This is a genomic window from Larkinella punicea, assembly GCF_003334855.1.
In the GTDB taxonomy this organism is placed as follows: domain Bacteria; phylum Bacteroidota; class Bacteroidia; order Cytophagales; family Spirosomataceae; genus Larkinella; species Larkinella punicea.
The window spans coordinates 94,241-121,011 of record NZ_QOWE01000024.1 but is presented as its reverse complement, the minus strand read 5'-3'; the positions used below and the strand labels follow the sequence as shown (position 1 = coordinate 121,011).

Genomic DNA, 26,771 nt, shown 5'->3' with positions numbered 1-26,771 from the left:
GAGCTTACTCCTCCAGTGCCTTCGCCAGCACCTGTTGAATTTCGTGGTTCTCGTGCGAATGCCCCATTTTCCCCAACCGCTCGTTCAGTTCTTTCAGCACTTTTTTGGCGTCATTCGATCCAATGGCACCGATGCGTTGGACCGCATACGGCATGATTTTCGGAAGTTTGGCTTTCTCCGCCATCTGCAACAGCCGTTTGGCATCCACAATGGCCAGCGGTTCGGCGGCATACCACACCATCAGCGGCAGGTTATGATCGTCTTTATCCTCGGTTTTCTGAACGAGGGCTTCCAGCACTTCCCACCGTTGAGCCGGTTCCAGCCGCAGCATCGCCGAGGTCAGGTAAAGCCGCACCAGGGCCGAATTGTCATTCTGGGCCAGGGTCGCAAAGCGTTTCAAGGTTTCCGGCGACACGGTTTTGTCTTCCGCCAGCAGTTGAATCGCCCAGCTTCGGACGTATTCGCTCTCGTTGGCAAGCAGGTCTACCAGCTCTTTTTCGGTCAGCCCTTTCGTGACGTGCAACGCCCACAGCGCCCGGAGTTTCCGGGTTGCATCGGGGTTTTTAGCCAGTATTTCCTTCAGCGCTTTGTGAACCTTCTTGTTGGGGCCGCGCTCCTGCAAAATCGTACGGGCCTGTCTGACATACCACTCGTTCGGATTGAGCTGCTGATTTACCAGTTCCAGATCCGACGCTTTCGACAGATCGACCTGCACCCACTTGTCATTTTCGTGGGTAATCTTGAAAATCCGGCCCATCGTTTTGTTATGCACATCCGGGTTTGAGCTGTGGCACTGGTTCTTATCGTACCAGTCGATGGCAAAAACCGATCCGCTGGGGTCATATTTCATATTCAGCCACTGCGACCACGAATCGTTCATGGCCAGAAAATCCGGTTTGTGTTTCACCAGATAGCCCGATCCGGACCGGGTCGGATGATCCTGGTTTAGCCGGGCGCCGTTGATGTTATTCATGAAAATATCATTGCGGTATTCCTGCGGCCAGCTATGGCCGAGGTAGATCATGGCCCCGGCGTGGGCGTGTCCCCCTCCCGCTGCCGCCGACCGGAAATTGCCGGCATGAGGACCGCGTTTGCCCAGCCAGTGGACGTGGTCGGCGTGCGTTTTGATGTCGTCGTAGGTATACGGGTTGAAATGTTTGCCGGCCTGCCGGAAATACCGCCCGCCCTGAATCATGTGATACATGTGCGGAATGACGCAGGCCGTGATGAAGGCATGTCCGTAGTCGTTGAAGTCGATGCCCCAGGGGTTGCTGGTGCCTTCGGCAAACAGTTCAAACTGGTGGTTGGTCGGATGATACCGCCACACCCCGGCGTTCAGTTTGGTCCGCTCCGAGTCTGGTGCGCCCGGTTTTCCAACGTTCGAATGCGTAAAGACGCCGTGGTTGCCATACAGCCAGCCATCGGGTCCCCAGCGCAGGCTGTTGAGGGTTTCGTGGGTATCCTGCGTGCCCCAGCCGTCGAGCAGTTTCTGGGCCGGGCCGGTCGGTTTGTCGGTTTTGAAATCCGCCGGAATGAACAGCAGATAGGGAGCCGCACCCAGCCACACGCCCCCCATGCCCACTTCCATCCCGCTGACAAGGTTCAGCCCCTCGGCAAAAACTTTTTTCTTATCCAGCGTTCCGTCGCCGTTGGTGTCTTCAAAAATCAGGATCCGGTCCCGGCCCTGGCCTTCGGGTGCCGGAACCGGATACGTGTGTGATTCGACCACCCAAAGCCGACCCCGCCAGTCGATGGTGAAACAGATCGGTTTGATGATGTCGGGTTCGGAGGCTGCCAGCGTAATCTTAAATCCTTTCGGCAAGGTCATCACCCTGGCGGCTTCCGTACCGGAAAGGCCGGCATGAAGGACAGGATCGAGGGGCGGCAGAATGATGATGTCCTTCTGATCCAGTTCGTTCGGAAAGTTGGGACGGGTGGGATAAAACAGAAACGCATCAAAATTGATGTGCGCCCACTTGTCGTTCGGAATATACGGAATCTGGGAAATACCGGTTTCATTGTCGATGATCCGAATGAAAATATCCTGGTTCAGATACGGTTGCAGATCCACAACGGCGGGTTGGAGCGTAGCCCGGCCCTGTCCGGTAATGTGGTAAATAATCTTGTTGGTTCCGGCCTGAACGAGTTCGACGCGCGTATCCTGCAACGCCCCGCCCGACACCCGGAAAGCCGCAAACGGCTGAGTCACTTTGAACGGTACGGAAGTCAGCGTGCCGGTTTGTTTGTAGTTCGCGGTTCCCCCGCTGCTCAGGAAATACTTCCCCTCGAAACCGATGTTCATTTCCTTTTCATGCACCGGCGACGGATCGGCGTCAAAGAGTGGGTTGGCAAATGCGTCGCCCGTGGCCGTCCAGTCTTTCAGCGTTCCGGTTTCGAAGTTCAGGTTGAGCGGCTGGCCGTCTTTCATCGGCACCTGTCCGGCAATGGTGGCATCCGAAATCACACCCTCCACCACCTCAATGGCACCTACCATCCCGGCGGCCCGGTGACCCGGAACGGAACAATAATACGTATCATTCTGACCAGCCGTAAATGTAAGGCTGGTGCTGGACCCTTTTTCCAGAATCGTCTTGCTTTTTAGCTTGAGTTTTTCCAGCGCGATGTCGTGCGTCATCGTCTCGCCGTTGGTAATCGTAATGCGAACCCGGTCGCCTTTGTTGGCCCGTAAGGTGGGATTTCGGGCGCCGTTCTTACTAAAAAAACCGGTCATGTTCGCTTCCAGCGCATACTCGCGGTCAATCTTCGTAGTGTCCTGAATGGATTGGGTGGGAGAAATTCGTGCCGCAGGATCCGTTTGGGTTATGGCAAGAATGGCAAAAACGAAAGGGATGAACAACAGGAGTTTGTACATAGGAACAAATCATAAGGGTCTAGGAATCTATACGTTAAAATTAGGAGAAAATCCAATGTCTCCAACGTTCTGTCTACACCAAATTTAGGTCCTTTGAAACAGAATCAGCCTGTTGACTTCCTCTATAACAAAACAGAACCAATGAAGCCCAACAACAAGAATGAAAAAATATATAGAAATAATCTTATTTTCGTTAATTAGTAGAAAACATGGGAACGGTATTTCCCTCACAATATAATCCGGACAGGCTATGAAATGGTCATTTGTTATTCAGCAAAAAATGAAGGCCGCGCTTCTTCTGAGCGGAATTATGGTATTGATTGTCCTAAGCACAGTTCTTTCGCGCAGCAACATCAACGACATCGATAAATCCTTCTCTTCCATCTACCAGGATCGGCTTATTCCCGCAGTCGATATGGTTCATTTAATCGAAAATCTGTACATCAAGCGGCTGTTGGTGGAGAAGCACCTCATGGCAACAACGACCTCAACCCCGGCCGAAATCAAAGCCCAGCTTAAAACACAGAACCAGTCGATCGATTCACTCATCCGAAATTATGAAAAGACCTTTCTAATTACGGAAGAAGCTAAAAGTCTGTATAATTTTAAAAACCGGGTTAGTGACTATGCGATACTCGAAAACCGTATTCTTCACCTGAGTGAATCCGGAAATAAAGAAGCGGGTAGTGAATTGTTTAACGGCAAAGGCTCCCAAACGTTTCAACGGGCCATTGCGTGTTTAAATGAGCTAGCACAAATTCAATATACTGAAGGTCAGAGCCTTGTTAAGGATTCAAAAACAGAATCCTCACAATTCAACCTCATCTCATCCCTCCAGATTGCCGTCGCTATTGTGATCGGTTTGCTGATACTGGGCCTGATTCATAACTCTAAAATCATCCAGCAGGACCGACAACCTTTTCATTTAAATTAGCACCTGATCGGTTTTGCATACAAACAACAATGCACTTCATGACAAAATAAACGGGCCCCTGGTGATCGCATATCTTTTCCAAAAAAAGTAACTTCCCCGGCACAATTACCTCGAACAAATCCTGCGAACGAAAGTTGTGATCATTGTAGAGAAACGCATTTTTTTCTGTCACAATGATTAAATTGGGGTTTTATGTACTGGGAGCCGTACTGCTACAAGCTTGTGGAGGAGATCATACGTCATCCGGTGTACCCGAAACACGTCAGGCAACGACTAAAACCGCACAAAAACCGCCGACTCCGGCTCAACAACTGGCGCTTTATCTCAACAAATTTCAATTTTATAACGGTCGGCGGGCGAGCCAGTTCGAGGCTCATCACTATTGCAGTACGCTCAGCGAAGACCTGACGCAATGCGCCATTTTTGACGGCAGCGGAACGAATGCCAAATTGATGGGCGTGGAATACGTCATTTCGGAGCGCCTATTTAAAACCCTGCCGGACGATGAAAAAAAACTCTGGCACAGCTACCGCTACAACGTGAAAAGCGGGGTGCTGGTGGCCCCCGGTTTAAGCCCAAAGGCCGAACACGATCTGATGAGTACGCTGGTTACGCGGTATGGCAAAACCTGGCAACTGTGGCACACCGATCAGGATTCGACGCTCCCCTTTGGTGGCCCGGCGCTGGTGATGGACTTTACGAGAGACGGCCAGATCGACCCCGGCCTGTTGCAAACCCGGGATAAACGTTTGAATGTTTCGTCGGTCGAAAAGCGGCAATTGCGGTCTGACATCCTGGGCCGCCCGCCCGTTTCGGGGGCCGACGCCTGGCAAAATGGCCCCGGCATCCAGCTTCCGGCGCTTACCCGACGAAATTACCCCCATCTTCAAAAAGATACCCTCCGGTAATTTTTTTCTTCTTTACTTTGCCGGATGGCTGTGTTTCTGACGCATCGCCTGACCATCTATTCCTACGCATGGCGGATTGAGTTCCGCTCAACAGAATGAATCTTGGCATTGAAATTGGCGGTACCAAACTGCAACTCGTAGCGGGTGAAGCAACCACCCTTCGGCACCATTTCCGGTTTACGGTCGATAAATCCCGCGGGGCCGCCGGAATTTTAGCCCACATCGACGACACCCTCCAGCAACTTTCGGAACCCATTCAAACCATTGGCGTCGGGTTCGGTGGCCCGGTCGACACCCAAACCGGCCGGATCGCGACCTCCCACCAGATTGAAGGCTGGGCCGGTTTTGGCCTGGGCGAGTGGCTGCGGCAGCGGACGTCGGCCCAGCGGATTCGGGTGGAAAACGACGCCAATGTGGCGGCTCTGGGCGAGGCTCTGCACGGTGCCGGACGCGCATTCCGGCAGGTTTTCTACGTGACACTCGGCAGTGGCGTTGGGGGCGGCCTGGTGATCGACGGGCAAATTTACCACGGAATGCCACCGGGCGAAACCGAAATTGGCCACCTCCGGCTCGATAAAACCGGCACCACCCTGGAGTCGGTCTGCTCCGGCTGGGCCGTCGACCGCGAAATCCGCGAAGCGCTGACCAACCTGCCCCCGGACTCGATTCTGAAGCAGGTGGTCGGTTCGGCCCAAACCGGTGAAGCCCGGTTTTTACGGGAAGCATTCGACCGGGGCGACCCGACGGCCCAGCAAATCTTCGGGCGACTGGCCGACGATCTGGCGCTTGGGCTCTCACACGTCGTGCATCTGTTGCATCCGGACGTCATCGTGCTGGGTGGTGGCTTGTCGCTCACCGGGGAACCCCTGCGAGCCGGTGTCGAAAAAAGGCTTCCAGCCTACCTGATGGGCGCTTTTCAACCCGGCCCGGCGGTTCGGCTGGCGGAATTGGGCGAAAATACCGTGCCGATCGGCGCATTGAGTTTATAAAATGACCGACTGTAAAGGTCGGTTATCCACCCTCTACTACTCCTTCAATATTTTAATTTCTATGCAAACGTATTTTGAACAGTATCTGGCTCATCACCAGGCCGCTATTGAATCCATTCCCGTCGAGCGTGTCGAACGCATCGTGAAGCTGCTGAAAACCTGCTGGGAAGAAGACCGTCAGTTTTTCGTTTTTGGCAACGGCGGCAGTGCGGCCAATGCCTCCCATTTCATTACGGATCTGGGAAAAGGTGCTTCCGACCGGCTCGGCAAGCGGTTTCGCTGCCTGTCGCTGAACGACAACACCGCCTGGATCACGGCCCTCGGCAACGATTATTCCTACGATGATGTGTTTGTGGGACAATTGCAAAATTACGCCCAGCCTGGTGATCTGGTGCTAACGATGAGTGTCAGCGGCAGCTCGCCCAACCTGGTGAAAGCCGTGCAGTGGGCCAATGAGCACGACCTGACGACGGTGGCCCTGGTCGGCGGCAAACGCGGCACCCTCGCCGACCTCGCCCATGAAGTGATCGCCATCGACTCGGTTCATTACGGCCGCGTGGAAGACGCCCACATGACGATCTGCCACATGTTGTGTTACGCGTTTATGGAGAACTCCATTTGAGTTAAGAGTTATGAGTTAAGAATGAAGAGATATAGGTTGCGTCAACCAACCGCGTGAACGGCCCCGTTTTCATTCTTAACTCATAACTCTTAACTGTATCTGTCATTCCGCCACGGGTAGGCCGTGTTGGAATACCCGCGTTCTTCCCAGAAACCCAGGCGATTACCGGCCAGAAACTCGATGCGTTTGATCCATTTGGAGCCTTTCCAGGCGTAAAGCTGGGGCGTAATCATGCGAACCGGCCCACCGTGTTCGAGGGGAAGTGGCTCGCCCTCAACGGTATGAACCAGCAGGACGTCGGATTTGAGGGCTTCTTCCAGTGCGATGTTGGTCGAGTAGCCATCAAAACCGTAGCACATGACGTGCGTGGCGGTTTCTTTCGGCATCACCAGCGCAGCCAGATCCGCAAACCGGACGCCCACCCACGGCACATCCAGCTTCGACCAGGTCGTTACACAGTGAAAATCGCTCACATCTTCCGTTTGGGGCAACGCCATGAAATCCGCCCATTTCAGCCGGATCGGTTGTTCAACTTCGCCATCGATGGCCAACTGCCACTTGTCCAGCGGAATGTTTGGTTGGTAGCCCAGGTCAAGAACCGGCCATTTTTTCGTAACCGTCTGGCTTTTTGGTATCTTCGGCATTCCGTGGCGATTCGGCGGACCAGACCCCAACGGTTTTTCGTCGGTCATCGACGGGGTATTCTGAATGGCTTCCTCAAACCGGCGTTTCAGCTTCATACGAGCGTCGATGATGCGGTCGAGTTTATCAGCATTTGGGGCAGTTTCGTTCGGCTCCATGCGTTTTTAGTTTGATGACTAACGGCCCGTAAGCCGTTCTGTTGATAATACAAAAAAAGCAAAACCCATCATGGAACCGTTAAGCCGCCGACAACACGGTTTTTTGCTGCTGATTCTGGTCCCGCTTCTGGCAACGATCGCGTCGCACGTCGTTTTTTACCGGCATTTTCCCTGGCAGTCGGCGTATCGTTTTCCGACGGCTTACTTTCTGACGGTTGCCACGGTGATGCTGTCGTGCTGGTCGGTCAATGTACTCATTTTCCGGCATTTCGACCGCCGTTTGCCGTTTTCCTACAACCCTACCCGACGCATCGGGCGGCAATTTGTGGTGGGCGGTTTAGCCACGTTGCTGACGTTTTCGGTTGTTTTCCCCGGCGCCATCCGGCTGTATTCCGGTTTCTGGCCCAATTCGGTTCAACTTACGTCCGGTATTTTTGTCTGCCTCACCATCGCCACGCTGGTCAACGGCGGCTACGTCGGTCTGTATCTGATCCAGGCATTTCGGCTCGAAAAACAGTCGGCGACGGAAGCATTAAACCACTTGCAGCAGCCTGTTCAACCGGTTTTGGATGCAGCCCTTTTGATCGACGCAGGTTCTCGCCAGTTCCGTTTGCGCCCCGACGAAATCGCCTATTTCTTCTCGACACAGGGCGTGGTTCTGCTGGTCAAAACCGATGGACAGCAACTGACCACGAATTACAACTCCTTTTCCCGGCTGGAAAGTTTACTTCCTGAAGGCTATTTTTTCCAGTTGAACCGCCAGTTTATCGTTTCGCTGGCGGCCATTCGAACGGTGCAGGACGACAGCAACCGCAAGCTCCGGGTGACGCTGACGCCGGCTTTGCACCGGAACCAGCCCGAAGAAACCGTAACCGTCAGCCGCTACCGGAACGCCGAGTTTAAGAAGTGGCTGCAACAGGTGGCCACTGGCTTACCCTTCATCCCCGGTTTCCGTACCATTCGTTGAATTAGGTCTGAGAACTGTTCAAAAATACCGTCCTGCGACTTTGCTTTGCAGCATAACCAAAAAGCGGTCAACAATAATGGTATGCAATCTTTCACACCTCTTCGAAAACCCGCCCTTCTGGCTGAGCCTCGGTTTCGGCGGAATTCTGATCGTCACCCTGGCGGTTTTCTATACCGCCCTTCGCAAAGCCGCCCCGACCAAAGGCGGTTTTATCCTTATGGGTATGCTATTCTGGCTGACGGTTTTGCTGGTGCTGGCCCAACGTCAGTTTTTCCTGAACATCGACGCCGTGCCGCCCCGTTTCCTGCTGGCGATTGGGCCACCGCTGCTGGTCATTCTGGGCTTGTTTCTCACGAAACCCGGACGCGCTTTTCTGGACCGATTGCCGCTTCCAACACTGACGTTTCTGAATACGATCCGGATTCCGGTGGAACTGGCGTTGTACGGTTTATTCGTTTACCGGCAAATTCCGGAAGTCATGACGTTCGAGGGCCGAAATTTCGATATCCTGGCGGGCATCACCGCGCCGTTGGCGGGTTATTGGGCTTCAAAAAACCGACCAGCCGACCACCGGAAGCTCCTGATTTGGAACCTCCTGGCGTTAGTGCTATTGGTTAACATTGTGGCCACTGCCGTGCTATCCTCCCCCCTTCCCGTTCAGCATCTGGCTTTCGACCAACCCAACGTTGGCATATTGAAATTTCCGTTTATTGGTTTACCCGGCCTGGTGGTACCTTTGGTTTTGTTTGGGCATCTGGTTTCGATCCGGCAATTGATCTAAAAAATAAAGAACGCCCCAGCCAGCATTGCCGTTTGAATCAACCAAAAATGCCGTTAGGCATGACCATTTTGTAGAAATTGCACTACGTTACCAGGTAGTAAGTTCCGTAGGAACGATTCATTTGACTAGTGCATGAAATGGGCCGTTCCTACGGAACTTGCACGTTTTTCTTCCAGGCTTCTGCTACAAAATGTTCATGCCTAACGGCATTTCTGATCGGTTCAGACAACAAACGACTATTTCATTCCTGACCGGCTTAAACGGCATTGACGGGTGTTTTGAACCGGCCTTCCTCCGATTTTCATACCGGTTTTTTCCGGTTTTCGATAAAAACCGCCGTTCCGATAAACGCAATGATCAATAACGAACACACCAGATCGACCACTTTGCCGACGCGGATCGAAACCGGATCAAATTTAAAAACGATCGTGTGTTTTCCCGCCGGAACGCGCATCGCCCGCAACACGTAATTCGCCCGCAGGTGCGGCACTTCCTTGCCGTCGATGGTGGCCTGCCACTCCCCACGAACGTTGTAATAGATTTCGGAGAAAACCGCCAATTGCTCGCTGGTCGCGTTGCTTTCGTAGATCAGTTCATTGGGTTTGTAACTGGTCAGGCGAATCGAATTGGCCGCCGAATCGGGCTGGATTTTCAAGCCGGTCAACTGTTCGGCAAACCGCTGATCGACCACAGCGGCCTTGGCGGTATTCAGGCTATCGAGGGCCTGCATTTCTTCGTTGGCATTCGGTACCAGCCGGTAGGTCTCCACGAACCACGCATTGCCCAACGCCCCCGGATTCCGTTGCGCCACCGGCGGCCCCGGTGCCTGCTGTGGGTTAGCGGTTTGAAGCTGCGTAATGAAATACTTCGTATTCAGCATGTTGATGACGTTCATCGCATTGGGCGCTGTTTGGGGTTCCCGCAAATTCCGGTAAAGCTGAAACTCCGCCAACTCCTGATACCGGCGCAGTTTGGCCGCGTGATAGCCCCCGAGCGATTTGTGGAAATACGACGCTTTGGCATCGCTCATGAAACTGGCGGTCAGGTCGAGCACCCGGAAATCGAGGGCTTTGTCGGCCAGAATCTGCTCGTCGGCGGCTGTTGGTGTAATCGTTTCCTGAATCGCCTGTTTGCTCACAAAATCTTCGTTGTTGAAATACCGCTTGTCGACGTTGAACAGGTCAAAAATCATCAGTGCCAGCAAAACCGGGTAGAAAACAAGCGGTTTGATGCGATCCCGAACGAACAACCAGATTAGCCCGCCCACCAGCAAAATCAAAATCGCCGACCGGAACGCGTCGGAACGCAACATGCCGATGCGGTCTTCAATCATCGCGGCAACAACCTGTTCGGCCAGCGGTTTACTTTGCAGTCCCTGTTCCAGATTGTTCAGCATCATCTCGTCGTTATTGCCCCGGAAGCTTTGAAAAACCGTGGGTGCCAGGGCCATCAGCAGCGAAAAACCGGCGGTTGCGCCCAGACTAATCAGCAGCGGACGATTGAGTTGAGCCGCCGAATATTTTTTGTCGACAATCTCCTTGAGCGCCAGAATACCGAGCAGCACCAGCGGCAACTGCGCCAGCGTGAGCGTCATCGTGACTGCCCGAAACTTGTTGAAAGCCGGGAAATAGTCGAAAAAGGCGTAATTGAACGCCGGAAAGTTTTTGCCCCAGGCCCAGGCGATGTACAGAAAAGCGATGCCGAGCGCCCACCATTTCAGCCGACCGGGAACAATCAGCAAACCGAGTACGAACAGAAAAATGACGATGGCTCCCGCGTAAGCCGGGCCGCTCTGGCTATATAGATTCCCGTGATACATCGGCAATTGCTGCACAAACTGTTGCGCATTGCCCGGATCGACGCCAATGCCGGTCATTTTTTTGTAGGTCTCCGAATCCGTCGTGAGCGAACTGACGGAAGGGCCACCGGCGTAATTGGGAATGAGGAGCGTGAACGTTTCGCCGATGCCGTAGCTGTACTGAAACGCGTAGTCTTTCCCCAAACCGTCTTCCGGCGTCGTGGCCGCAGCCGCCGGCGCACCGGGTTCCGCTTTGGGCGTTATGGTCAATTCGGATTTCCCACGCGTTGTAACAGTCACGTAATCAGCGGCATTCCAAAGCCGGGTGGTATGCGTCCCAACGGCGAGAACAGCCGCAACACCCAGTGCCGACAACGCCAGCAGAAGTTGACGGACACGCCCTTCCCGGATGGCGACCACGCTCTCGATCAGGACATAAATGATGATGCCAAAGGCCAGATAATACGTGATCTGTACGTGGTTGGCGTAGAGTTCGAGACCCAGGAACAAGGCCGCCAGCGCGGCCCCGGCGAGGTATCGACCCCGCAAGGCCAGGATAACGCCCCCCAGAATACCCGGCGCGTAGGCCAGAGCCAGAATTTTTGAAACGTGACCCGCTTCCAGACTCAGCAGGGTGTAAGACGCAAAACTATACGCAATGGCTCCCAGGGCCGACAGCCAGACATTGACACCCAATGCGAGCATGAGCACAAAACCGCCCACCATCATCAGCCAGATGTAGTTGGCCGGATCGGGAAGCAGCAAATTGATGTATTGACCGAGTTTATGGGTGAGGCTGGTGGGATAGTCCCCGGAAATCATGTAGGCAGGCATTCCGCCGAACATGCTGTTGGTCCACCACGCCCATTCGCCGGTTTGTTTGTGGTACTCGACCACTTCGCGACCGGCCGCAACGGACTGAATAATATCGTGTTGGTTCAATCGTTTGCCCTTCAAAACGGGCGAGCAATACAGGACGGCCAGAACCGCAAACCCAATGACGGCGACTAAATGAGGAAGAAAGCGTTTGAAATTCATACAATCGTTAAGAATGCGAAGCGCAGAGCAGCGATGAAATAACGAGTAAAGAAACGCTTTTTTCCAACACGGCGGAAACTCCGCCCGTCACTTTTTCAGTTCTTTGAGGTCCGCCAGGGTGCCTTTGATGCGGTTTACGATCTGACTGTCGTCCAGGGCACTGTTGCCATCCGGGCTGATCAGCTTACTCCGGAAGACCACCAGAAAGTTGGTGTTTTTCTTGTCAAACAACGCCTTCAGGGCGACGTTGTCGAATTTTCCGGGTTTGAGCGTCACCGGAAAAACCACGGGCGTAACGGCCTGCTCTCTGATTAGGATGGGTTCCGGCTGGCTTCCTTCCGCAACGACATCGCCGTCGATGCTGACAATATAGTGGGTATCTTTAAAATTCAGGGGGAATTTGTTCCGGTTTCCAATCTCCACCTTTGCAGCCAGATCCGTCTGTTTAAGGCTAATTTTGCCAAAATCAATAGCCGTTACTTTAATGGTTGGAAGGTAAAGTGTCGGTAGCTTTTTCTCGGTTTTGACCGAAAACGTCCGCTGTCCCAAAACCGGCACGTCCAGATCGAAGGTTGACCGAATCGTGTAAACCGTACTATCGGCGTTTTGCTGATCCAATTGCTTCAGAACGTTCATAAACCGCTTGTAGAGCAGCTTGACCGGAAGCGTAACCAGGGTGCTGTCGCCAGCCTCCAGTTCGACGGTTTTTCGGTAGCTGTCTTTCATGACCAAGGCCGTGTCGATATACACTTCATAATCGACGCGCTTTGCCTTAAAACCAACCGGCAACGAATTGTCGATCAGCAGTTTCATATTCATGTTGACGTGATCGTCATCGATGTCGGTAATCAGAAAAGAGCCAAGTTCCAGCCGTGGGGTCAATACGGTTCCGTGGGGTTCATCGGCCGCCCGTTTCTGCTGACGCTGGTACCAGATATAAGCGCCGATGAAGCCGATCAGCAGCAGGCCAAGGGCAATAAACCATCCTTTTTTCATCCTATTGAGTTACTTGTCGGGTACTAAACCGTCTTACTATGAGACTGTTTACCAAGTATTCACTATTTTTAGGGAAGCAGAAAATTATGACGTTCTTACTTCATCTTCACCACCGTCACCCCGGCCCCGCCCCGGTCGACGTGTTCGTCTTGCATGGACGTCACCTGCGGGAAGGTTCGCAGGTGATTCCGCACCAGCGTTCGCAGAATACCGTCGCCTTTGCCGTGCACGATCCGGAGTTCAGCGTAGCCCAGCATCAGGCCGTTGTTGATAAAATTGTCCAGTTCCACCATCGCTTCCTCGCCCCGCTGCCCACGGATGTCGAGGTTGAAGCTGAAGTTCATCATCTTCTCGTTCAGATCGATCCCCTGCATTTTGGGCCGGGCAGTTTCCCCAACGGCTTCGCGGTACACTTTGCGGCTAACTTTCTCCAGCCGGTTGAGTTTGATGGTTGATTTTAGGTCGCCAATCCGGATTTCGACGTCTTTTCCGCGCAACGCCAGCACCTCGCCAATCGTCGACTGACCTTTGATCTGCACGAAACTGCCCACGGCGATGGCCCCCGATTCGGGCAAAAACTCCTCCGGTTCGACCTTTTCCGGTTTTTTACGGACTTCCTCCACCAGCGTTTCCGGCTTCAGTTCTTTTTTATCGAACTGCTCAAGTTCCTGCCGAGCCAGCCGGGTCATGTCCCGCTCGGCTTTGTTTTCCTTGATTTCCCGAATGGTATTTTCAATCCGCTGATTGGCCTCCGCCACCAGGGCTTTGGCTTTTTGTTTGGCTTCGTTCAGCAGCCGTTTCTGGTCGTTGTCGAGCCGGGTTTTCAGGGCGTTGGTTTCGGCCAGTTGCTGGGCCAGTTTGCGCTGATTGATCCCGACTTCCATGTTTTTTTCGGCAAAAACCCGCTTCTCGATGTCCAGTTCTTTCAGCAGTTTTTCGAGGTTCACCTGCTGCGATCCCAGTTTTTCCTTGGCCCGGTCGATCAGCGGTTTGGGCAGGCCGATTTTCGAGGCAATCTCGAACGCAAACGAGCTACCGGGTCGGCCAATTTCGAGTTCGTAGAGCGGTTCGAGGTGTTCGCCGTCAAACCGCATCGCGCCGTTGACCAGCCCCGTTGTTTTGTCGGCAAAGAGTTTCAGGTTGGTGTAGTGCGTGTTCACAACACCGTAAGCACCCGATTTGGTCAGTTCTTCCAGAATGGCTTCGGCAATGGCCCCACCCAATCCGGGTTCGGTTCCGGTACCGAATTCATCGATCAGAAACAGCGTTTTGCGGTTTGCAAAGGTCACAAATGCCTTCATGCTGGTCAGGTGCGAGCTGTAGGTGCTGAGGTCGTTTTCGAGCGATTGCTCGTCGCCAATATCGATGAACAGATTCTGGAAAACACCCGCCGTGGAGCCTTCGATCACCGGAATGAGCAAACCGCTCTGAATCATGTATTGCAGCAAACCAATTGTCTTGAGGGCCACCGACTTCCCGCCCGCGTTGGGTCCCGAAATAATCAGAATCCGCTGGCCCGAATCGAGGAGCAGATTCAACGGAACCACTTTTTTACCCTGTTTCTGAAACGACAGATGCAGCAGCGGGTGCCGCGCCTGGAGCCAGTCGACCAGCGGCTGGTTAACGAGTTTCGGCATCCCGGCGTCGATTTGCAGGGCAAATTTGGCTTTGGCCCGGATGAAATCGATCAACCCCAAAAACGTAGTAGCGCGCTGTAATTCAGGCAGGTATGGACGAAGCAGGGCGGTCAGCTCGCGCAGGATGCGGGCTACTTCGCGCCGCTCTTCGTACTCCATCTCGCGGATTTCGTTGTTGGCATCGAAGACCTCCGCCGGTTCGATAAAAACCGTCTGCCCCGTGGCCGACTCGTCGTGGATGAAGCCCTTCAACCGCCGTTTGTGTTCTGCCGAAATCGGAATCACGACGCGACCGTTTCGGATCGTCATCGAAATATCATCCGGCATCCAGCCCTGCTGGCGGGCGTTTCGCATAATCCCGTCCAGCTTTTTGCGCAAACCCGCCTGCTCCGAGATGATGCGCCGGCGAATGGTGGCGAGTTCCGGTGAGGCATTATCGCGGACGTGGCCCCGGTCGTCGATGACGCGCTCGATGGCTTCGGTCAGCTTTTTGTCCACCGTGATGGCGTCGGCGAGTTCGTTCAGATACGGGTAAACTTCTTTTTCTTTACCAGCCAGAAACCGCAGGCACAACTGAATGGTCCGAAGTGTCAGTTTCAGGTCAAAAAACTCTTCTTCGGTGAGCATCATGCCCTCAATCCGGACTTTGGCGAGTTGCGGGCGAATGTCGAGATAGTTGGACGACGGAAATTCCGGTTCATACTGCACGATGGTCTTGAACTCGGCCACCTGCCGGAGCATTTTGTCGATTAGTTGGAAATTGTCGGAAAACCGGATTTTATCAACATACGACTGCCCCAGCGGGCTGATACAAGCCTGCCGCAGCAAGTCGCGGATTTTATCGAAACCTAATTTTTGTTCAAATGAATCGGGATAGAGCATTTGTTGTTCTTCTGGTTGTTACGTACCTGCGGCCGGAGCGTCGGGGGTACGTGAAATAACACCGGCGATGGAAAAGCAGTTCGATTCTTTTTTTCGTAAAAACCGCAAAACTACACATTGAACGGCAATTACCGGTTCAAAACCGGCTACCTTTCGTTCAATTACTGCATCTTAACACCCATGAATTCATTTAAATTGATCGAATGTCCCCGCGACGCGATGCAGGGCCTTCCCGGTTTTATTCCGACAACCGACAAAATCCGGTATCTGAACGCGCTGCTGCGGGTAGGGTTCGACACGCTCGATTTTGGAAGTTTCGTATCGCCCAAAGCCATTCCGCAGCTACGCGACACGGCGGAGGTGCTGGCAGGTCTGGATCTGAGCGAAACCCAAACGAAGTTACTCGCCATCATCGCCAACGTACGCGGGGCGGAGCAGGCGGTTTCGTTTCCCGAAATTCAGTACCTCGGTTTTCCGCTGTCGGTCTCCGAAACGTTTCAACTCCGCAACACCAACAAAACCATCGAACAGGCGTTTGCGGAGGTAGAAGCCATTCAGCACCTGTGCGCTGCCCACCAAAAGCAGTTGGTCGTTTATCTGTCAATGGGTTTTGGCAATCCGTATGGCGACCCGTACAATCCTGAACTAATTGGACAATTTACAGAACGGCTGATTCAGAGCGGCATCGAAATCATCGCGCCTTCGGATACCGTCGGTTCGTCGACACCCGAAAGCATTGAAACGTTGTTCCGGTATTTGCTGGCTACGTTTCCGGCCATTGAGTTTGGCGCCCACCTGCACGCCCGACCGGAACAGGTCACCGAAAAAGTGAAGGCGGCTTTGCGGGCGGGGGTTCGGCGCATCGACGGCGCCTTGCACGGCCTGGGCGGCTGCCCGATGGCTGCGGATGACCTGACCGGTAATCTACCGACGGAACATATCGTCTATTTGCTTGAAAAGGAAGGAATTGCAACCGGAATCGATCAAAACCGCCTGGCGGAAGCCCTGGTTTTATCCTCCGAAATTCTCAACACGCACGAACCGCCGGGCGGCCCCGTTTAGTGCGTAGATTCGTTACAGAAAAACCGCCTGCACCTCGTCCTTAACGGCTTTAAGCCCAGCCGCCGTGGGCTGGCTATTCTTCTGGATCACGATGTCAAAAATCCTTTTAGACAACTCCAGGGCGGGCGATTCGGGCGGAACTTGCCCCGCGGCTTCGTTGACAAGCATAATCACTTCATTCATGGCGTTCTGCACCTCTTCCCAGACGGCCTGACTCATGTAGATTTGTTGGGAGACGTTGTGATTGTACTCTTCCCGGATTTCGCGCAGCAGCAGTTGTTGCAGATCCAGCGCCACCGGGGCCTCACTGCTCAGCCGCAACAGCAGGTTGGCGGGCGTGATGCGTTCCAGAAACAGGGCCATTCGTTCGTAAGCCTGCAACCGCAGGGGCGTAACCTCGCTGGCATACCGGTTTTTCAGATCGACGCGTTGCTTTTCGGCTTCGCGTTCGAGCATCAGTTTGACGGTTACATACATTCCGTACAAAACCAGACCGGCCGGAACCAGTAATTTTACTAAATCAGGGATAAAATCCATACGTAATTTTCAAGCGTCGTTGATCGACTTTCCGTTATCCATCGCCGGGGGCTGTCCCGCGGACAGCGTTGCCAGACCGGTGGCGAAAGCCACACACTGAAAACTGGCAATGGGTGGCTATATTGTGGGGTAAAGTTTGTAAATTTCAGTCAGCAAACGGAATTTTTACTTAGTATGTTTATTGAAAGTATCAAAAATCCGGTTCGTTTGACGCCACAAGCCATTGATCAGATTCAGGAGACGTTCCGGGCCAACAAAATCCCGGACACCTATGGTTTGCGGGTTGGCATTCGGGGCGGAGGCTGTGGGTCATCGTGGGTGCTGGGTTTCGACCAGCCCGGCCAGTCGGATGAGGTATTCGACATCGATACCATTCGGGTGATTATCGACAAAAAACACCTGCTTTACGTGCTCGGGGTTGAAGTCGGGTACGAGAATACGGAAGCCGAACGCGGTTTCACCATTCAGAAACCGGAGCAGACCGTATCCGAACCCCAGTAATCGACCTGGGGAGTATGCCGGAAATTTTGGCATGATTTTGGGGTTATAGCAGGCAGGGAAAGCCTTTTCATCCATTTTTGTTGTGAGTATACTCAACAAGCATATCTTCCTGATTCTATCGATTCTGGCACTTGGGTTGTCAGTTTTCTTCTATTCCGTGCTGGAAAGGGGCGCAATCAGTGCGGCCCACGAACAGTATTTGCAGACAACCCAGGAACGGATTAAAAATGAACTGAACACCAGTTCGGAAGAACTCCAGGCCGTCGGCGAATTGCTTCGGGAGAAAACACCACCCACGTTTGCCGGCCTGAGCCGGGAAACGAAATATCCGTATTACATCTTCCGCAACAGACAGCTTCTCTACTGGTCTGACTACCGTTTTATCCCTGATTATCAACAACTAAAGAGCATTCTATACCCCCGGCTGATGTCGTTTCCGCAGGGCAAATATCTGGTCAGCAGGCAGTTTGTCAAGCAGGGTACGGATTCGCTGGAGGTGTTTTCGCTCGTCAATGTCTACCGGCATTACCAGACTGAAAATGGTTACCTGCGCTCGGGATACAACCCGGATCTGTTTTCGCTGACACCGCAGGAAATTTCGGTGGAAAAAAGCAGCATTTACGAAAGCATGTACGACCAGACGCCGGTGTTTCTGTTTTCGGTCATTCCTCCGCAAATGGAGGGCTATCAAAACCAGACGTCACCCGTCAACACGGTCATTCTGGCCCTGTTATCGGTCTTTTTCATGGGCATCTACCTCGTTCGCCGAACCCTGAATTTACGTCGAAGCCGGCATTATGGGGCGGGTTTTGTGATTCTGGCCCTGTATCTGATCGTTCTTCGGGCGGTGATGCTGTATTTTGGCGTTCCTTTTTTGTTTTTCGAAACCGATCTGTTCAATCCCGGCTATTTCGGTTCGTCGGTGGTGGCTCCTTCCCTGGGCGATCAATTGCTGAACTGCATCGTGATGGTCCTTCTGGCGTCGTATCTGGCCAGCACGTTTTACCGCACCCGCTCCTACTACTGGCTTCTGCGCCAGTCGGACGGGTTGAAGGCCGTCGTTTCGACCATCACGGTTGTTCTCAGTTATAGTGTCTTTTACTGTTGTTTCCACGAGCTGAATACCATCTACGAGAAGTCCGGTTTTACGCTCGATATTACGCTCAGTCTTTCGTTTTCCAGCTTAAAAATGGCCTGTCTGCTGGTTTTTATCGGCATTTCGACGGTTTTCTTTCTGCTTCAGTATGTTTTTTCCAGTCTGTTCATCCGCCTGAATCTAACCCTGTGGCGGGGCATGCTCTGGTTCCTGATAGGCACCATTCTGTCGGTCTTGCTTTTCTGGCAAGGCTCCACACCAATGCCCTGGATTTTAGCGATTCAGGGGGTTTATTTCATGGTGCTGTATGTGAGTCGTTTTCCGCGCGCGCTGTATTCATTCCGGTATAAAACCACCCTCTACCTGTTTTTTACGGCTTTTGTCTGCGCGTCGGTAGCAACGTATGTTGTTTACAATCAAGGACTTAAAAGAGACCTTGTCAACAAACGGGAATTTGGCAAACAGTTGCTGGTCGAAAATGATGCATTTGGCGAATTTCTGCTTAACAAGTCACGAACTGCCATTACGCAGGACGCCGAAATTCGGCGGGTAATGACCAGTGACACCCTGCTGCTGCGCGAACGAATCCAGCAGCGGGTCAAAAATGTTCACCTGGATAAGTATTTTGAACGGTATTCGATCGATGTTATGGTTTTCAACTCGGGTAATCCGCAGGCAGAAACCAATTACCGGAATTATGCCGAGCGTTTCCGGCAAGATCACTACCGAACCCAATACTCCGGTATTTATTTCATCAACGACGCCGGCAATAACTTCATCAAGCAATACGTCCAGTTTTTCGACTTCAAACTGGGTGAAAACCGGGTAGGGCATGTCGTGCTCGATCTGAAATTAACCCGAAATCAGCCCGGACGACTGGATCCCAGCCTGCTGACTGACAAAAAATTCATTCAGGCCCCCGAAACACAAATTTACAATTATGCCATTTACAGCCCCGGCAAGCGAATGCTGTACAATTCCGGGGAATACAACTACGACCGGAAGTTACCGGCATCCCTGCTGAGTGACGCTGTTTTGTTCGACCAGGGCGTATCACACGAAAACTACAAACACGTCGGTTTGCAGGATGAAAGCGGCCGGATTGTCGTCATCTCATCCCGAGACTACCCGATTCGCAACCTCTTTTCCAATTTCTCCTTTCTGTACCTGGTTCTGATTCTGTATATCCTGATTCTGATCCTGATTTATTCCATCCGGTTTGGCTTCTCCCGGTTTTATATTAATTACTCGACCAAAACACAACTCTACCTCAACGCAGCCTTCTTTTTGCCGTTGGTGCTCGTTGTCGCCATTACATTTGGCGTCATCAGTTCCAATTATGATGCGTATCAGCAAACCACGTACCTGACCAACGCCAAGAACATCAGTTCCAATTTCCGGGGCGACTGGACCAGCTTTTTACAGGGAACGACCAGCAAAGCGTATCTCGAAGAAGAATTGAAGAAAATCACGCAGGATGACGACATCGAGATCAGTATTTTCGACAAAAACGGAACTCTTTTCTGCTCGACCCAACCGCTGGTCTACGAAAGTGGGCATCTGTCGAAACGGGTCAATCCGGAAGCGTTTATCCACCTGGCTGAGGGGAAAGAAAACCAGGTTCTGCTCACCGAGTCGCTGGGAACGAAGCAATACCGCACGGCCTATGCCAGCATCAAATCCTACGACGGCGAGTTGCTGGGCATGCTGGGCGTATCGCATTTCAATTCCGAACCCGAACTCGAACACCAGATGATCGATGTCGTTTCCACGGCACTGAGCGTGTTTACGGGCCTGTTCATGGTCTTCCTGCTCGTTTCCTACTGGGCTTCCAACGTATTGACCAAACCGCTCAAAATCATCACGCAGAAAATCCGCAAAACCAACCTCGACCGGTTTAACGAGCCGCTGGACTGGAAATCGGACGATGAAATCGGGTTGCTGATTGGCGAATACAACCGGATGCTGGTGAAACTGGAAGAGAAAAAGCAGGCACTGTCGCAAAGCGAAAAACAGTCGGCCTGGCGGGAAATGGCCAAGCAGGTTGCCCACGAAATCAAGAATCCGCTGACGCCGATGAAGCTGACGCTTCAGCACCTGCAACGCACGCTGCAATCCGACAATCCGACGGCCCGGCGGGTGCTGCAACGGACGCTGGAAACGCTGCTCGACCAGATCGACAACCTGAGTGACATTGCCACGTCGTTCTCCGACTTTGCCAAAATGCCGTTGCCCAAAAATGAGTTGTTTGAGATCACGTCCGTAATCAATAAAGCCGCCGATCTATACGCCGACGATGGAAAAATTACGCTGATTCGGGACATTTCCCCGTATCCGGTGATGGTCATGGGCGATCGGCAACTGATTGGCCGCATTCTTACCAATTTGATTATCAACAGTGTACAATCCGTTTCGGCCGACCGGAAGCCGGTTATCAAACTACGGCTAACGGTTACCGACGATCACATCAATATTGAAATCAGTGACAACGGGGCAGGGGTTCCCGAAGCCATTCGCAGTAAAATTTTCCTACCCAACTTCAGCACGAAGGAGGGCGGCTCCGGCCTGGGGCTGGCCATTGCCAAACGCGGGATCGAACACGCCGGCGGCAGCATCTGGTTTGAAACCGCAACCGGAGAAGGAACCACCTTTTTTATCAGTTTACCCCACATTCCGCCCATCGGTACGGGTAGTGGGCTGAAAGGCGAAAGCATCGGGCTCAATTAACAACGCTGAACACACAGCAAAAAACCGCCTTTAGTTTTTCTCACTCGAAACGTCATCGTCAATCGTAACATGCTTCCAGTTCTCACCTGAACGAATGCGGTTCAGTTGGGTGTGGGTAATCCCAAACTGCTTGGCGATCATTTTCAGGCGGTTCTTCTCATTCTTCAATAGCTTTTTGATCATCTTCACCTTCGACTCCGTCAGTTTGTAATTCCGGGTCCGGCGCGGAATTTCGCGGTTCAGGATGTTCGGACTCGTGCGGTTGTGTTCAATCATTTCCTCTTTCGTTACCCACTTCAGGTTCTGAAAATGATTGTTTTTCTTGTCATGGTCGAGATGAATGACGTACTTCTGCTCCGGGCTTTCGCGGTTCAGAAACAGTTCGGCAATCAGTTTGTGAAAATACCGGTTGATCGTTTTTCCGCCGGTTCGGATGTTGAGCGAACGATAGCCCTGAATGATCGATCCGTTGATGAGCGTACCATCCTTCGGGTCGTTTTGAAAACTCTTCAGTCGGCCATAATTCGAAACTTCATAGCGGGGCGGGTTTTCAACTCCCTCAAAGTTGATCGCCACCCATTTCTCATTCCAGTAATTGCTGGTCCTTTTCTCAGGCATGTTTAGGCTAATTCGGTTAGTCATTGGGTATGTTTGTTGAATGAACAATTAACAAAGTAGATGGAAGATCCGGGAATGAATAGGGTTAAAAGTGCAATAATTCATCGAAATAGACAAGTTGAGAACAATTTAGTCAAACTTAATCGTTCCCACAAATTTTATTTTGTTTAATCTTTTTCACTTTTTGTTAAACAAATATAGGCGCATTTTTTGGTATAGCAAGTCGATCAGAAAAGTAACAATAGAGATGGAGTGGCCGGAATGGTATATACGCAACAGAGCCTGATTAGGATTTGAAATAGAAACTAAACTACCGTCCCGATAGTTTTTAGGAAAGAGTCGAATAAAAAAATGCAGTGATGAAAAACAAAACATTAGTTGTTGGGGCTTCCGAAAACCCGGAGCGCTATGCCAACAAGGCCGCCAATCGCCTGGTACAGCATGGCCATGCAATTGAATTACTCGGTTCACGGTCGGGAACGGTTCGGGGTAATCCCATTCGAACCGGGCAACCAGAATTGAACGATATTGATACGGTTACCCTGTACGTTTCAGCCAGAAACCAAACGGGGCTTTACGAATACATCAAAAAATTGAAACCCCGGCGGGTTATTTTTAATCCGGGAACGGAGAACCCGGCTTTTGAGAAAGACCTCCAACAGCAGGGCATCGAACCCATCGAAGCCTGTACGCTGGTGATGCTGGCCACGGGGCAGTATTGATTTTTTTAGAATAAAGAGGTGAGACAAGAGAATAAAGACAGTACGTTTTTTTGTCTTTATTCTCTTGTCTCACCTCTTTATTCTAAAAAAAATCACCACTTTATCAGCGCGGAAGCCCAGGTGAAACCGCTGCCGAAAGCTGCCAGACAAACCACGTCGCCGGGTTGAATACGGCCCTGTTCCCAGGCTTCAGTCAGCGCAATGGGGATGGATGCGGCCGTGGTGTTCCCAAACCGCTGAATGTTGTTGTACACTTTCTCGGCGGGTAGCTTCAGTTGTTGACGAACGTAGTCCGAAATGCGGATATTGGCCTGGTGGGGCACCAGCAATGCAATGTCTTCGGGGCCGTAACCGTTCGCTTTCAGTGCCTCATTAATCACTTCTGCAAACCGTACCGTGGCGTGTTTGAAAACCGCATTGCCGTTCATGACAACATCAAAACCGCCTTCGTCGACCATCTCTTTGGTGGCCGAGCGCGACGGACGGCTGCTGCCGGGGTCCCGAACGTAGAGGTCTTCGGCATATCGCCCATCCGCGTGCAGGTGGGTCGACAGAACGCGGTGTTCAGGGTCGTCGGTGGCCTGCAAAACGGCGGCTCCGGCGCCATCCCCGAAAATGACGGCCACGCCCCGGCCCTGATTGCTTTTGTTGATCCAGGTCGATTGAATTTCGGAACCCACCACCAGCACATTCTTGTACATGCCGGTTTTGATGAACTGGTCGGCAATGGAAAGAGCATACACAAAGCCCGAACACTGGTTGCGGATGTCGATAACGCCGATTCCCTCCAGCCCCAGTTCGCGCTGCATCAGGAAACCCGAGCCGGGAAAGAAATAGTCGGGCGTAATCGTCGCAAAGACAATCAACTCAATGTCAGCCGTTTGCAAACCCGCGCGGTCGATCGCCATGCGGGAAGCAGCCGCAGCCATGCTGGCGTTGGTGTCTTTGCCGTAGGTAAAATACCGCCGTTGCTCAATCCCGGTGCGTTCCCGAATCCACTCGTCCGACGTATCCATGTACTGCGTCAGATCCTGGTTCGTGACGACGTTTTCGGGGACGTAAAACCCCAGACCGGTGATGGTGGAATAGGTCATGAGAAGGGAAAGAGAGGCTGACTACACGCCCTGAATCGAAAACGTGTATTCTTCCATAATCAGGTTGGCAAGCAGTTGGCGGCAGGCCGTATCGACCGTTTCCTTCGCTTTTTCTTCCGACTCCGCTTCGACTTCCAGGCGGATGTGTTTGCCAATCCGGACGTCTCCCACCGAATCGATGTGGAGGTTGTGTAGTCCCAGTTTTACGGCTTTGCCCTGTGGATCCAGAATTTCCTTTTGGGGCATTATGTCAATTTCAGCAACGTATTTCATGTTTCAAGAAGATCAGCAGTGCGGGAATTTAGGAGTAAAAATTCAATCCGTCACGGCTTGTTTTTAGCAAAGTATGAGATCAAAATGTATAAAGCAATCACCAGCGGTACGGCTGCGAAGTGCAAAAATAACAACAGAAACGCCGATCCGATCAGAAAACTGAATTTTATGCGGTTTTCACGCCAGCCGAATGACTTGAATTTGAACGCCAGCAAGGGCAATTCGGCCACCATCATGAACGAAAAAACAATCAGAAGAAAGAGCGTGATGGGGTTTTGCCACAGAAAAGCAAACTGCGGCTGGTAGTAGGCCATGAGCGGAAAAGCCGCAATGAAAATGGTGTTGGCCGGAACCGGCAGGCCAATAAACTGGTCGGACTGGCGGGTGTCGATGTTGAAATTGGCGAGTCGCAAGGCGGCTAAAACCGCAATGGTGAAGGCCAGATACGACCAGTTCCCCATCCCCAGCGACCACAGGGCCTGATAAACCATCGTGGCCGGTAAAACGCCGAAGGTCACGACGTCGGCCAGCGAATCCAGTTCTTTTCCAAACGGCCCCGACGCATGAACCAGCCGGGCCACAAAACCGTCGCCAAAATCGAGTACTCCAGCCAGCAGAATAAGCCAGGCCGCCGTGTCGGAATGGCCGCGCAGGGTCATCACCAAACCGATACAACCGCACAGCAGGTTGCCGCAGGTCATGGCATTGGGTAGATGGCGAAGCAATTTCGTAATGGGTGTGATGGCTAAGTGAAACACGCTCGTCCGAAAACGATGGTGTAAAGCTACACGAGAGAGTTGTCAACTCAAATTTTGGCCGAAAGAAAAACGAATCGGTGGGTACGGTTTTCAGAAACCGGTCACATCGACATCTTGCTGATGCCTTCCTGCCGGCTGTTCTGGAAGAACGAAATCTGGAGGATCAGCCGGTGGGCAATCTGCTGCAGGGCTTCCTCGGTGAGAAATCCCTGGTGGGCCGTCAGCAACACCCGTGGGTGCGTCCGCAAGCGGTTTAGCAAGTCGTCGGTGATGGGCTGGCCGGAAAAATCCCGGTGAAACCACTTCTTCTCATTCGCATACACATCAGCCGCATACCCGGCCAACGCGTTGGCATCCAGCGCATCCAAAACCGCTGCGGTATCGACCAGACCACCCCGGCTGGAGTTGACCACAATGGCCGTCGGTTTCAGTTGCGACAAAGCCGGTGCGTCCAGAAGCTGGCGGGTTTGGGCGTTCAGGGGGCAGTGCAGCGAGATCACATCGGATTCGGCCAGAAGCGTTGGCAGGGCAACGTAGCGGACGCCCGCGTTGAGCAGCGGCTGATTCGGTTTGATATCGAAGGCGAGCACCCGACAGCCAAACCCCAGCATGATCTGGCAAAAAGCCTGACCAATATGCCCTGTACCGATTACCCCGACGGTTTTTCCGTGTAAATCCTGGCCCGTTAGTCCATTGATCGAAAAATTACCCTGCTGAACCCGTTCGTGTGCCTGCGGAATGTGCCGAACCAGCCCCATCAGCAGCGCAACAGCGTGTTCGGCAACGGAATAGGGCGAATAGCCCGGCACGTGTAAAACCGTTATGCCCAGTTCGTCAGCGGCTTCCAGATCAACGTTGTCCAGCCCCACGCAACGCATGGCGACCAACTGAATGCCCAGCGACCGGAGCGATTCCAGAACCGGTTTGCTCAAATCATCTTCCACGAATGCACAAACCGCTTCGTAACCGCTGGCCAGGTGACTGGTTTGCTCGGTCAGAATCTCGTCGATAAACGTGATGGTATGGTGCGCCTGGTACCGGATAAACCAGTCCCGTTCGTAAGCGGCTGTACTGAAAAAGGCGATTTTCATAACTCGTGGATTTTATGCAAAAGTACGGTAATTAGACCCGTCACCGCATGACTTTGATCACTTCGACGAATGATCATGATTGCCATAATCCCGGTTCATGAGGAAAGTCGTTCGCTTGGTTCAACTACCGGACGGGCTGCGATTTATTCCGACAAAGCCGCAAAATCTTCATCCGACAACACAATCCGGTCGGCTGCCAGATTCTCGTCCAGGTGATCGAGCGAGCTGGTTCCGGGAATTAGAAGGATATTGGACGAGCGTTTCAGTAACCACGCCAGGGCGATTTGTGCCGTTGTAGCCTCGTGTTTTTCCGCAATTTCCCGAATTTTGGCGGCCAGTTTCTTCGGCCCGGACGCCAGCGGATACCAGGGAATAAACGCCATGCCGCGTTGAATGGTGTAATCCAGAACCGCTTCCCACTTCCGGTTGCCAAGGTTATACAGGTTTTGGACCGATACGATCGGTAACACTTTTTCGGCGCGTTCAATCTCCTTGATGCCAACTTCCGACAAACCGACATGGCGAATTTTACCCGCCTGAACGGCTTCCACGACCGGCCCAAGGGTTTCTTCAACCGGGATGTCGGGGTCAAACCGATGGAGTTGCCAGAGATCGATGCGCTCCAGTTTCAGCCGCTGAAGGCTTCCTTCAATCGCCTGCCGGATGTGATCCGGGTCGCCGTTGATCACCCACTGATTGGGGCCGGTTCGGTCAAAACCGCCTTTGGTGGCAATGATGAGTCCTTGTTGATATGGATGCAGGGCATCGGCAATCAGTTTTTCATTGGTATGCGGGCCGTACGAATCCGCCGTATCGATAAAATTCACGCCCGTCTCCACGGCTTTTTGCAAAACCGCCTTTGCGGTTTCCCGGTTTGGCGCATCGCCCCACACCCCAAAACCGGTCAGTTGCATTCCGCCGTAACCCAACCGGTTGATTTCCAGGTCGCCCCCAATTTTAAAGGTCGAGGTTGCCTCTTCTGTTGTTTTGTTCATGGTATGGTTTGTTGATTCATTCCACCACAACACAAGATCAATCCGGTTCGCGTTCCAATTTGGGGCGAAAAAT

Annotated in this window: 22 protein-coding genes; 10 read left to right on the top strand and 12 right to left on the bottom strand. The window is 52.6% G+C overall.

Translation table 11 applies throughout. The annotated features are described in order from the left end of the window. Positions 1–4: 4 nt before the first annotated feature. Positions 5–2,872 (bottom strand): PVC-type heme-binding CxxCH protein, encoded by a 2,868-nt coding sequence (locus DUE52_RS25170; RefSeq protein ID WP_114408839.1) that lies wholly within the window; start codon positions 2,870–2,872, stop codon positions 5–7. Between the two features lie 250 nt (positions 2,873–3,122). Here DUE52_RS25170 and DUE52_RS25165 point away from each other — a divergent pair, with 250 nt between their 5' ends. The 4 genes from DUE52_RS25165 (at position 3,123) to DUE52_RS25150 (ending at position 6,325) form a co-directional block, all read left to right on the top strand. Next, entirely contained in the window at positions 3,123–3,806 is a 684-nt protein-coding gene (locus tag DUE52_RS25165) for an MCP four helix bundle domain-containing protein (protein WP_114408838.1), read from the top strand. 173 nt (positions 3,807–3,979) lie between these two features. Continuing rightward, positions 3,980–4,714: an OBAP family protein gene (locus DUE52_RS25160; protein WP_114408837.1), complete on the top strand. Its 735-nt coding sequence runs from the start codon at positions 3,980–3,982 to the stop codon at positions 4,712–4,714. 95 nt (positions 4,715–4,809) lie between these two features. Next, positions 4,810–5,703 (top strand): ROK family protein, encoded by an 894-nt coding sequence (locus DUE52_RS25155; RefSeq protein WP_114408836.1) that lies wholly within the window; start codon positions 4,810–4,812, stop codon positions 5,701–5,703. 61 nt (positions 5,704–5,764) lie between these two features. Next, a complete protein-coding gene (locus DUE52_RS25150; protein ID WP_114408866.1) occupies positions 5,765–6,325 on the top strand; it encodes a D-sedoheptulose-7-phosphate isomerase in 561 nt (186 codons plus the stop codon). A gap of 89 nt (positions 6,326–6,414) precedes the next feature. Here the strand turns inward: DUE52_RS25150 and DUE52_RS25145 are convergent, their stop codons facing one another. After that, a complete protein-coding gene (locus DUE52_RS25145) occupies positions 6,415–7,125 on the bottom strand; it encodes a sulfite oxidase-like oxidoreductase (protein ID WP_114408835.1) in 711 nt (236 codons plus the stop codon). Positions 7,126–7,195: 70 nt separating this feature from the next. Between DUE52_RS25145 and DUE52_RS25140 the strand changes: the two genes are divergently transcribed. Both DUE52_RS25140 and DUE52_RS25135 read left to right on the top strand, forming a co-directional pair. Then, the gene (locus tag DUE52_RS25140) at positions 7,196–8,092 is read left to right on the top strand and encodes a LytR/AlgR family response regulator transcription factor (protein ID WP_114408834.1); all 897 of its coding nucleotides are present in this window, start codon (positions 7,196–7,198) and stop codon (positions 8,090–8,092) included. Between the two features lie 76 nt (positions 8,093–8,168). Then, the gene (locus DUE52_RS25135) at positions 8,169–8,873 is read left to right on the top strand and encodes a DUF8737 domain-containing protein (protein WP_114408833.1); all 705 of its coding nucleotides are present in this window, start codon (positions 8,169–8,171) and stop codon (positions 8,871–8,873) included. Positions 8,874–9,174: 301 nt separating this feature from the next. Here DUE52_RS25135 and DUE52_RS25130 read toward each other — a convergent pair whose 3' ends face one another. From DUE52_RS25130 to DUE52_RS25120, 3 genes are all read right to left on the bottom strand, one after another. After that, the gene (locus DUE52_RS25130; protein WP_114408832.1) at positions 9,175–11,709 is read right to left on the bottom strand and encodes a YfhO family protein; all 2,535 of its coding nucleotides are present in this window, start codon (positions 11,707–11,709) and stop codon (positions 9,175–9,177) included. 87 nt (positions 11,710–11,796) lie between these two features. Beyond that, positions 11,797–12,705 (bottom strand): LEA type 2 family protein, encoded by a 909-nt coding sequence (locus DUE52_RS25125; protein WP_114408831.1) that lies wholly within the window; start codon positions 12,703–12,705, stop codon positions 11,797–11,799. 95 nt (positions 12,706–12,800) lie between these two features. Then, positions 12,801–15,224 carry an endonuclease MutS2 gene (locus DUE52_RS25120; protein ID WP_114408830.1) on the bottom strand — a complete coding sequence of 808 codons (2,424 nt, stop codon included), beginning with the start codon at positions 15,222–15,224 and terminating at the stop codon, positions 12,801–12,803. Between the two features lie 180 nt (positions 15,225–15,404). On the opposite strand from DUE52_RS25120, the gene DUE52_RS25115 reads away from it, so the two are divergent. Then, entirely contained in the window at positions 15,405–16,286 is an 882-nt protein-coding gene (locus tag DUE52_RS25115; RefSeq protein ID WP_229312297.1) for a hydroxymethylglutaryl-CoA lyase, read from the top strand. Positions 16,287–16,298: 12 nt separating this feature from the next. On the opposite strand, the gene DUE52_RS25110 is transcribed toward DUE52_RS25115, so the two are convergent. Then, the gene (locus DUE52_RS25110; RefSeq protein WP_114408829.1) at positions 16,299–16,823 is read right to left on the bottom strand and encodes a DUF7935 family protein; all 525 of its coding nucleotides are present in this window, start codon (positions 16,821–16,823) and stop codon (positions 16,299–16,301) included. 174 nt (positions 16,824–16,997) lie between these two features. On the opposite strand from DUE52_RS25110, the gene DUE52_RS25105 reads away from it, so the two are divergent. Together DUE52_RS25105 and DUE52_RS25100 are read left to right on the top strand one after the other, a co-directional pair. Then, positions 16,998–17,324: a HesB/IscA family protein gene (locus tag DUE52_RS25105; RefSeq protein WP_114408828.1), complete on the top strand. Its 327-nt coding sequence runs from the start codon at positions 16,998–17,000 to the stop codon at positions 17,322–17,324. Positions 17,325–17,406: 82 nt separating this feature from the next. Beyond that, complete coding sequence (locus DUE52_RS25100) at positions 17,407–21,147, top strand: sensor histidine kinase (protein WP_114408827.1); 3,741 nt, start codon at positions 17,407–17,409, stop codon at positions 21,145–21,147. A gap of 30 nt (positions 21,148–21,177) precedes the next feature. Here DUE52_RS25100 and DUE52_RS25095 read toward each other — a convergent pair whose 3' ends face one another. Beyond that, positions 21,178–21,765 carry an HNH endonuclease gene (locus tag DUE52_RS25095; RefSeq protein WP_114408826.1) on the bottom strand — a complete coding sequence of 196 codons (588 nt, stop codon included), beginning with the start codon at positions 21,763–21,765 and terminating at the stop codon, positions 21,178–21,180. A gap of 359 nt (positions 21,766–22,124) precedes the next feature. Here DUE52_RS25095 and DUE52_RS25090 point away from each other — a divergent pair, with 359 nt between their 5' ends. Then, the gene (locus DUE52_RS25090; RefSeq protein ID WP_114408825.1) at positions 22,125–22,487 is read left to right on the top strand and encodes a CoA-binding protein; all 363 of its coding nucleotides are present in this window, start codon (positions 22,125–22,127) and stop codon (positions 22,485–22,487) included. Positions 22,488–22,579: 92 nt separating this feature from the next. On the opposite strand, the gene DUE52_RS25085 is transcribed toward DUE52_RS25090, so the two are convergent. The 5 genes from DUE52_RS25085 to DUE52_RS25065 all read right to left on the bottom strand — a co-directional run bounded on the left by DUE52_RS25085 (position 22,580) and on the right by DUE52_RS25065 (position 26,698). After that, positions 22,580–23,581: a 3-oxoacyl-ACP synthase III family protein gene (locus DUE52_RS25085; protein ID WP_114408824.1), complete on the bottom strand. Its 1,002-nt coding sequence runs from the start codon at positions 23,579–23,581 to the stop codon at positions 22,580–22,582. A 21-nt stretch (positions 23,582–23,602) separates the two neighbouring features. Continuing rightward, entirely contained in the window at positions 23,603–23,854 is a 252-nt protein-coding gene (gene purS, locus DUE52_RS25080) for a phosphoribosylformylglycinamidine synthase subunit PurS (RefSeq protein ID WP_114408823.1), read from the bottom strand. Between the two features lie 50 nt (positions 23,855–23,904). After that, a complete protein-coding gene (gene pssA, locus DUE52_RS25075; protein WP_310587827.1) occupies positions 23,905–24,588 on the bottom strand; it encodes a CDP-diacylglycerol--serine O-phosphatidyltransferase in 684 nt (227 codons plus the stop codon). A gap of 125 nt (positions 24,589–24,713) precedes the next feature. Further along, on the bottom strand, positions 24,714–25,703 hold the full coding sequence (locus tag DUE52_RS25070; protein ID WP_114408821.1) for a 2-hydroxyacid dehydrogenase: 990 nt from the start codon (positions 25,701–25,703) through the stop codon (positions 24,714–24,716). 143 nt (positions 25,704–25,846) lie between these two features. Then, positions 25,847–26,698, bottom strand: a complete 852-nt coding sequence (locus tag DUE52_RS25065) for an aldo/keto reductase (protein WP_114408820.1) — start codon at positions 26,696–26,698, stop codon at positions 25,847–25,849. Positions 26,699–26,771 lie beyond the last annotated feature (73 nt).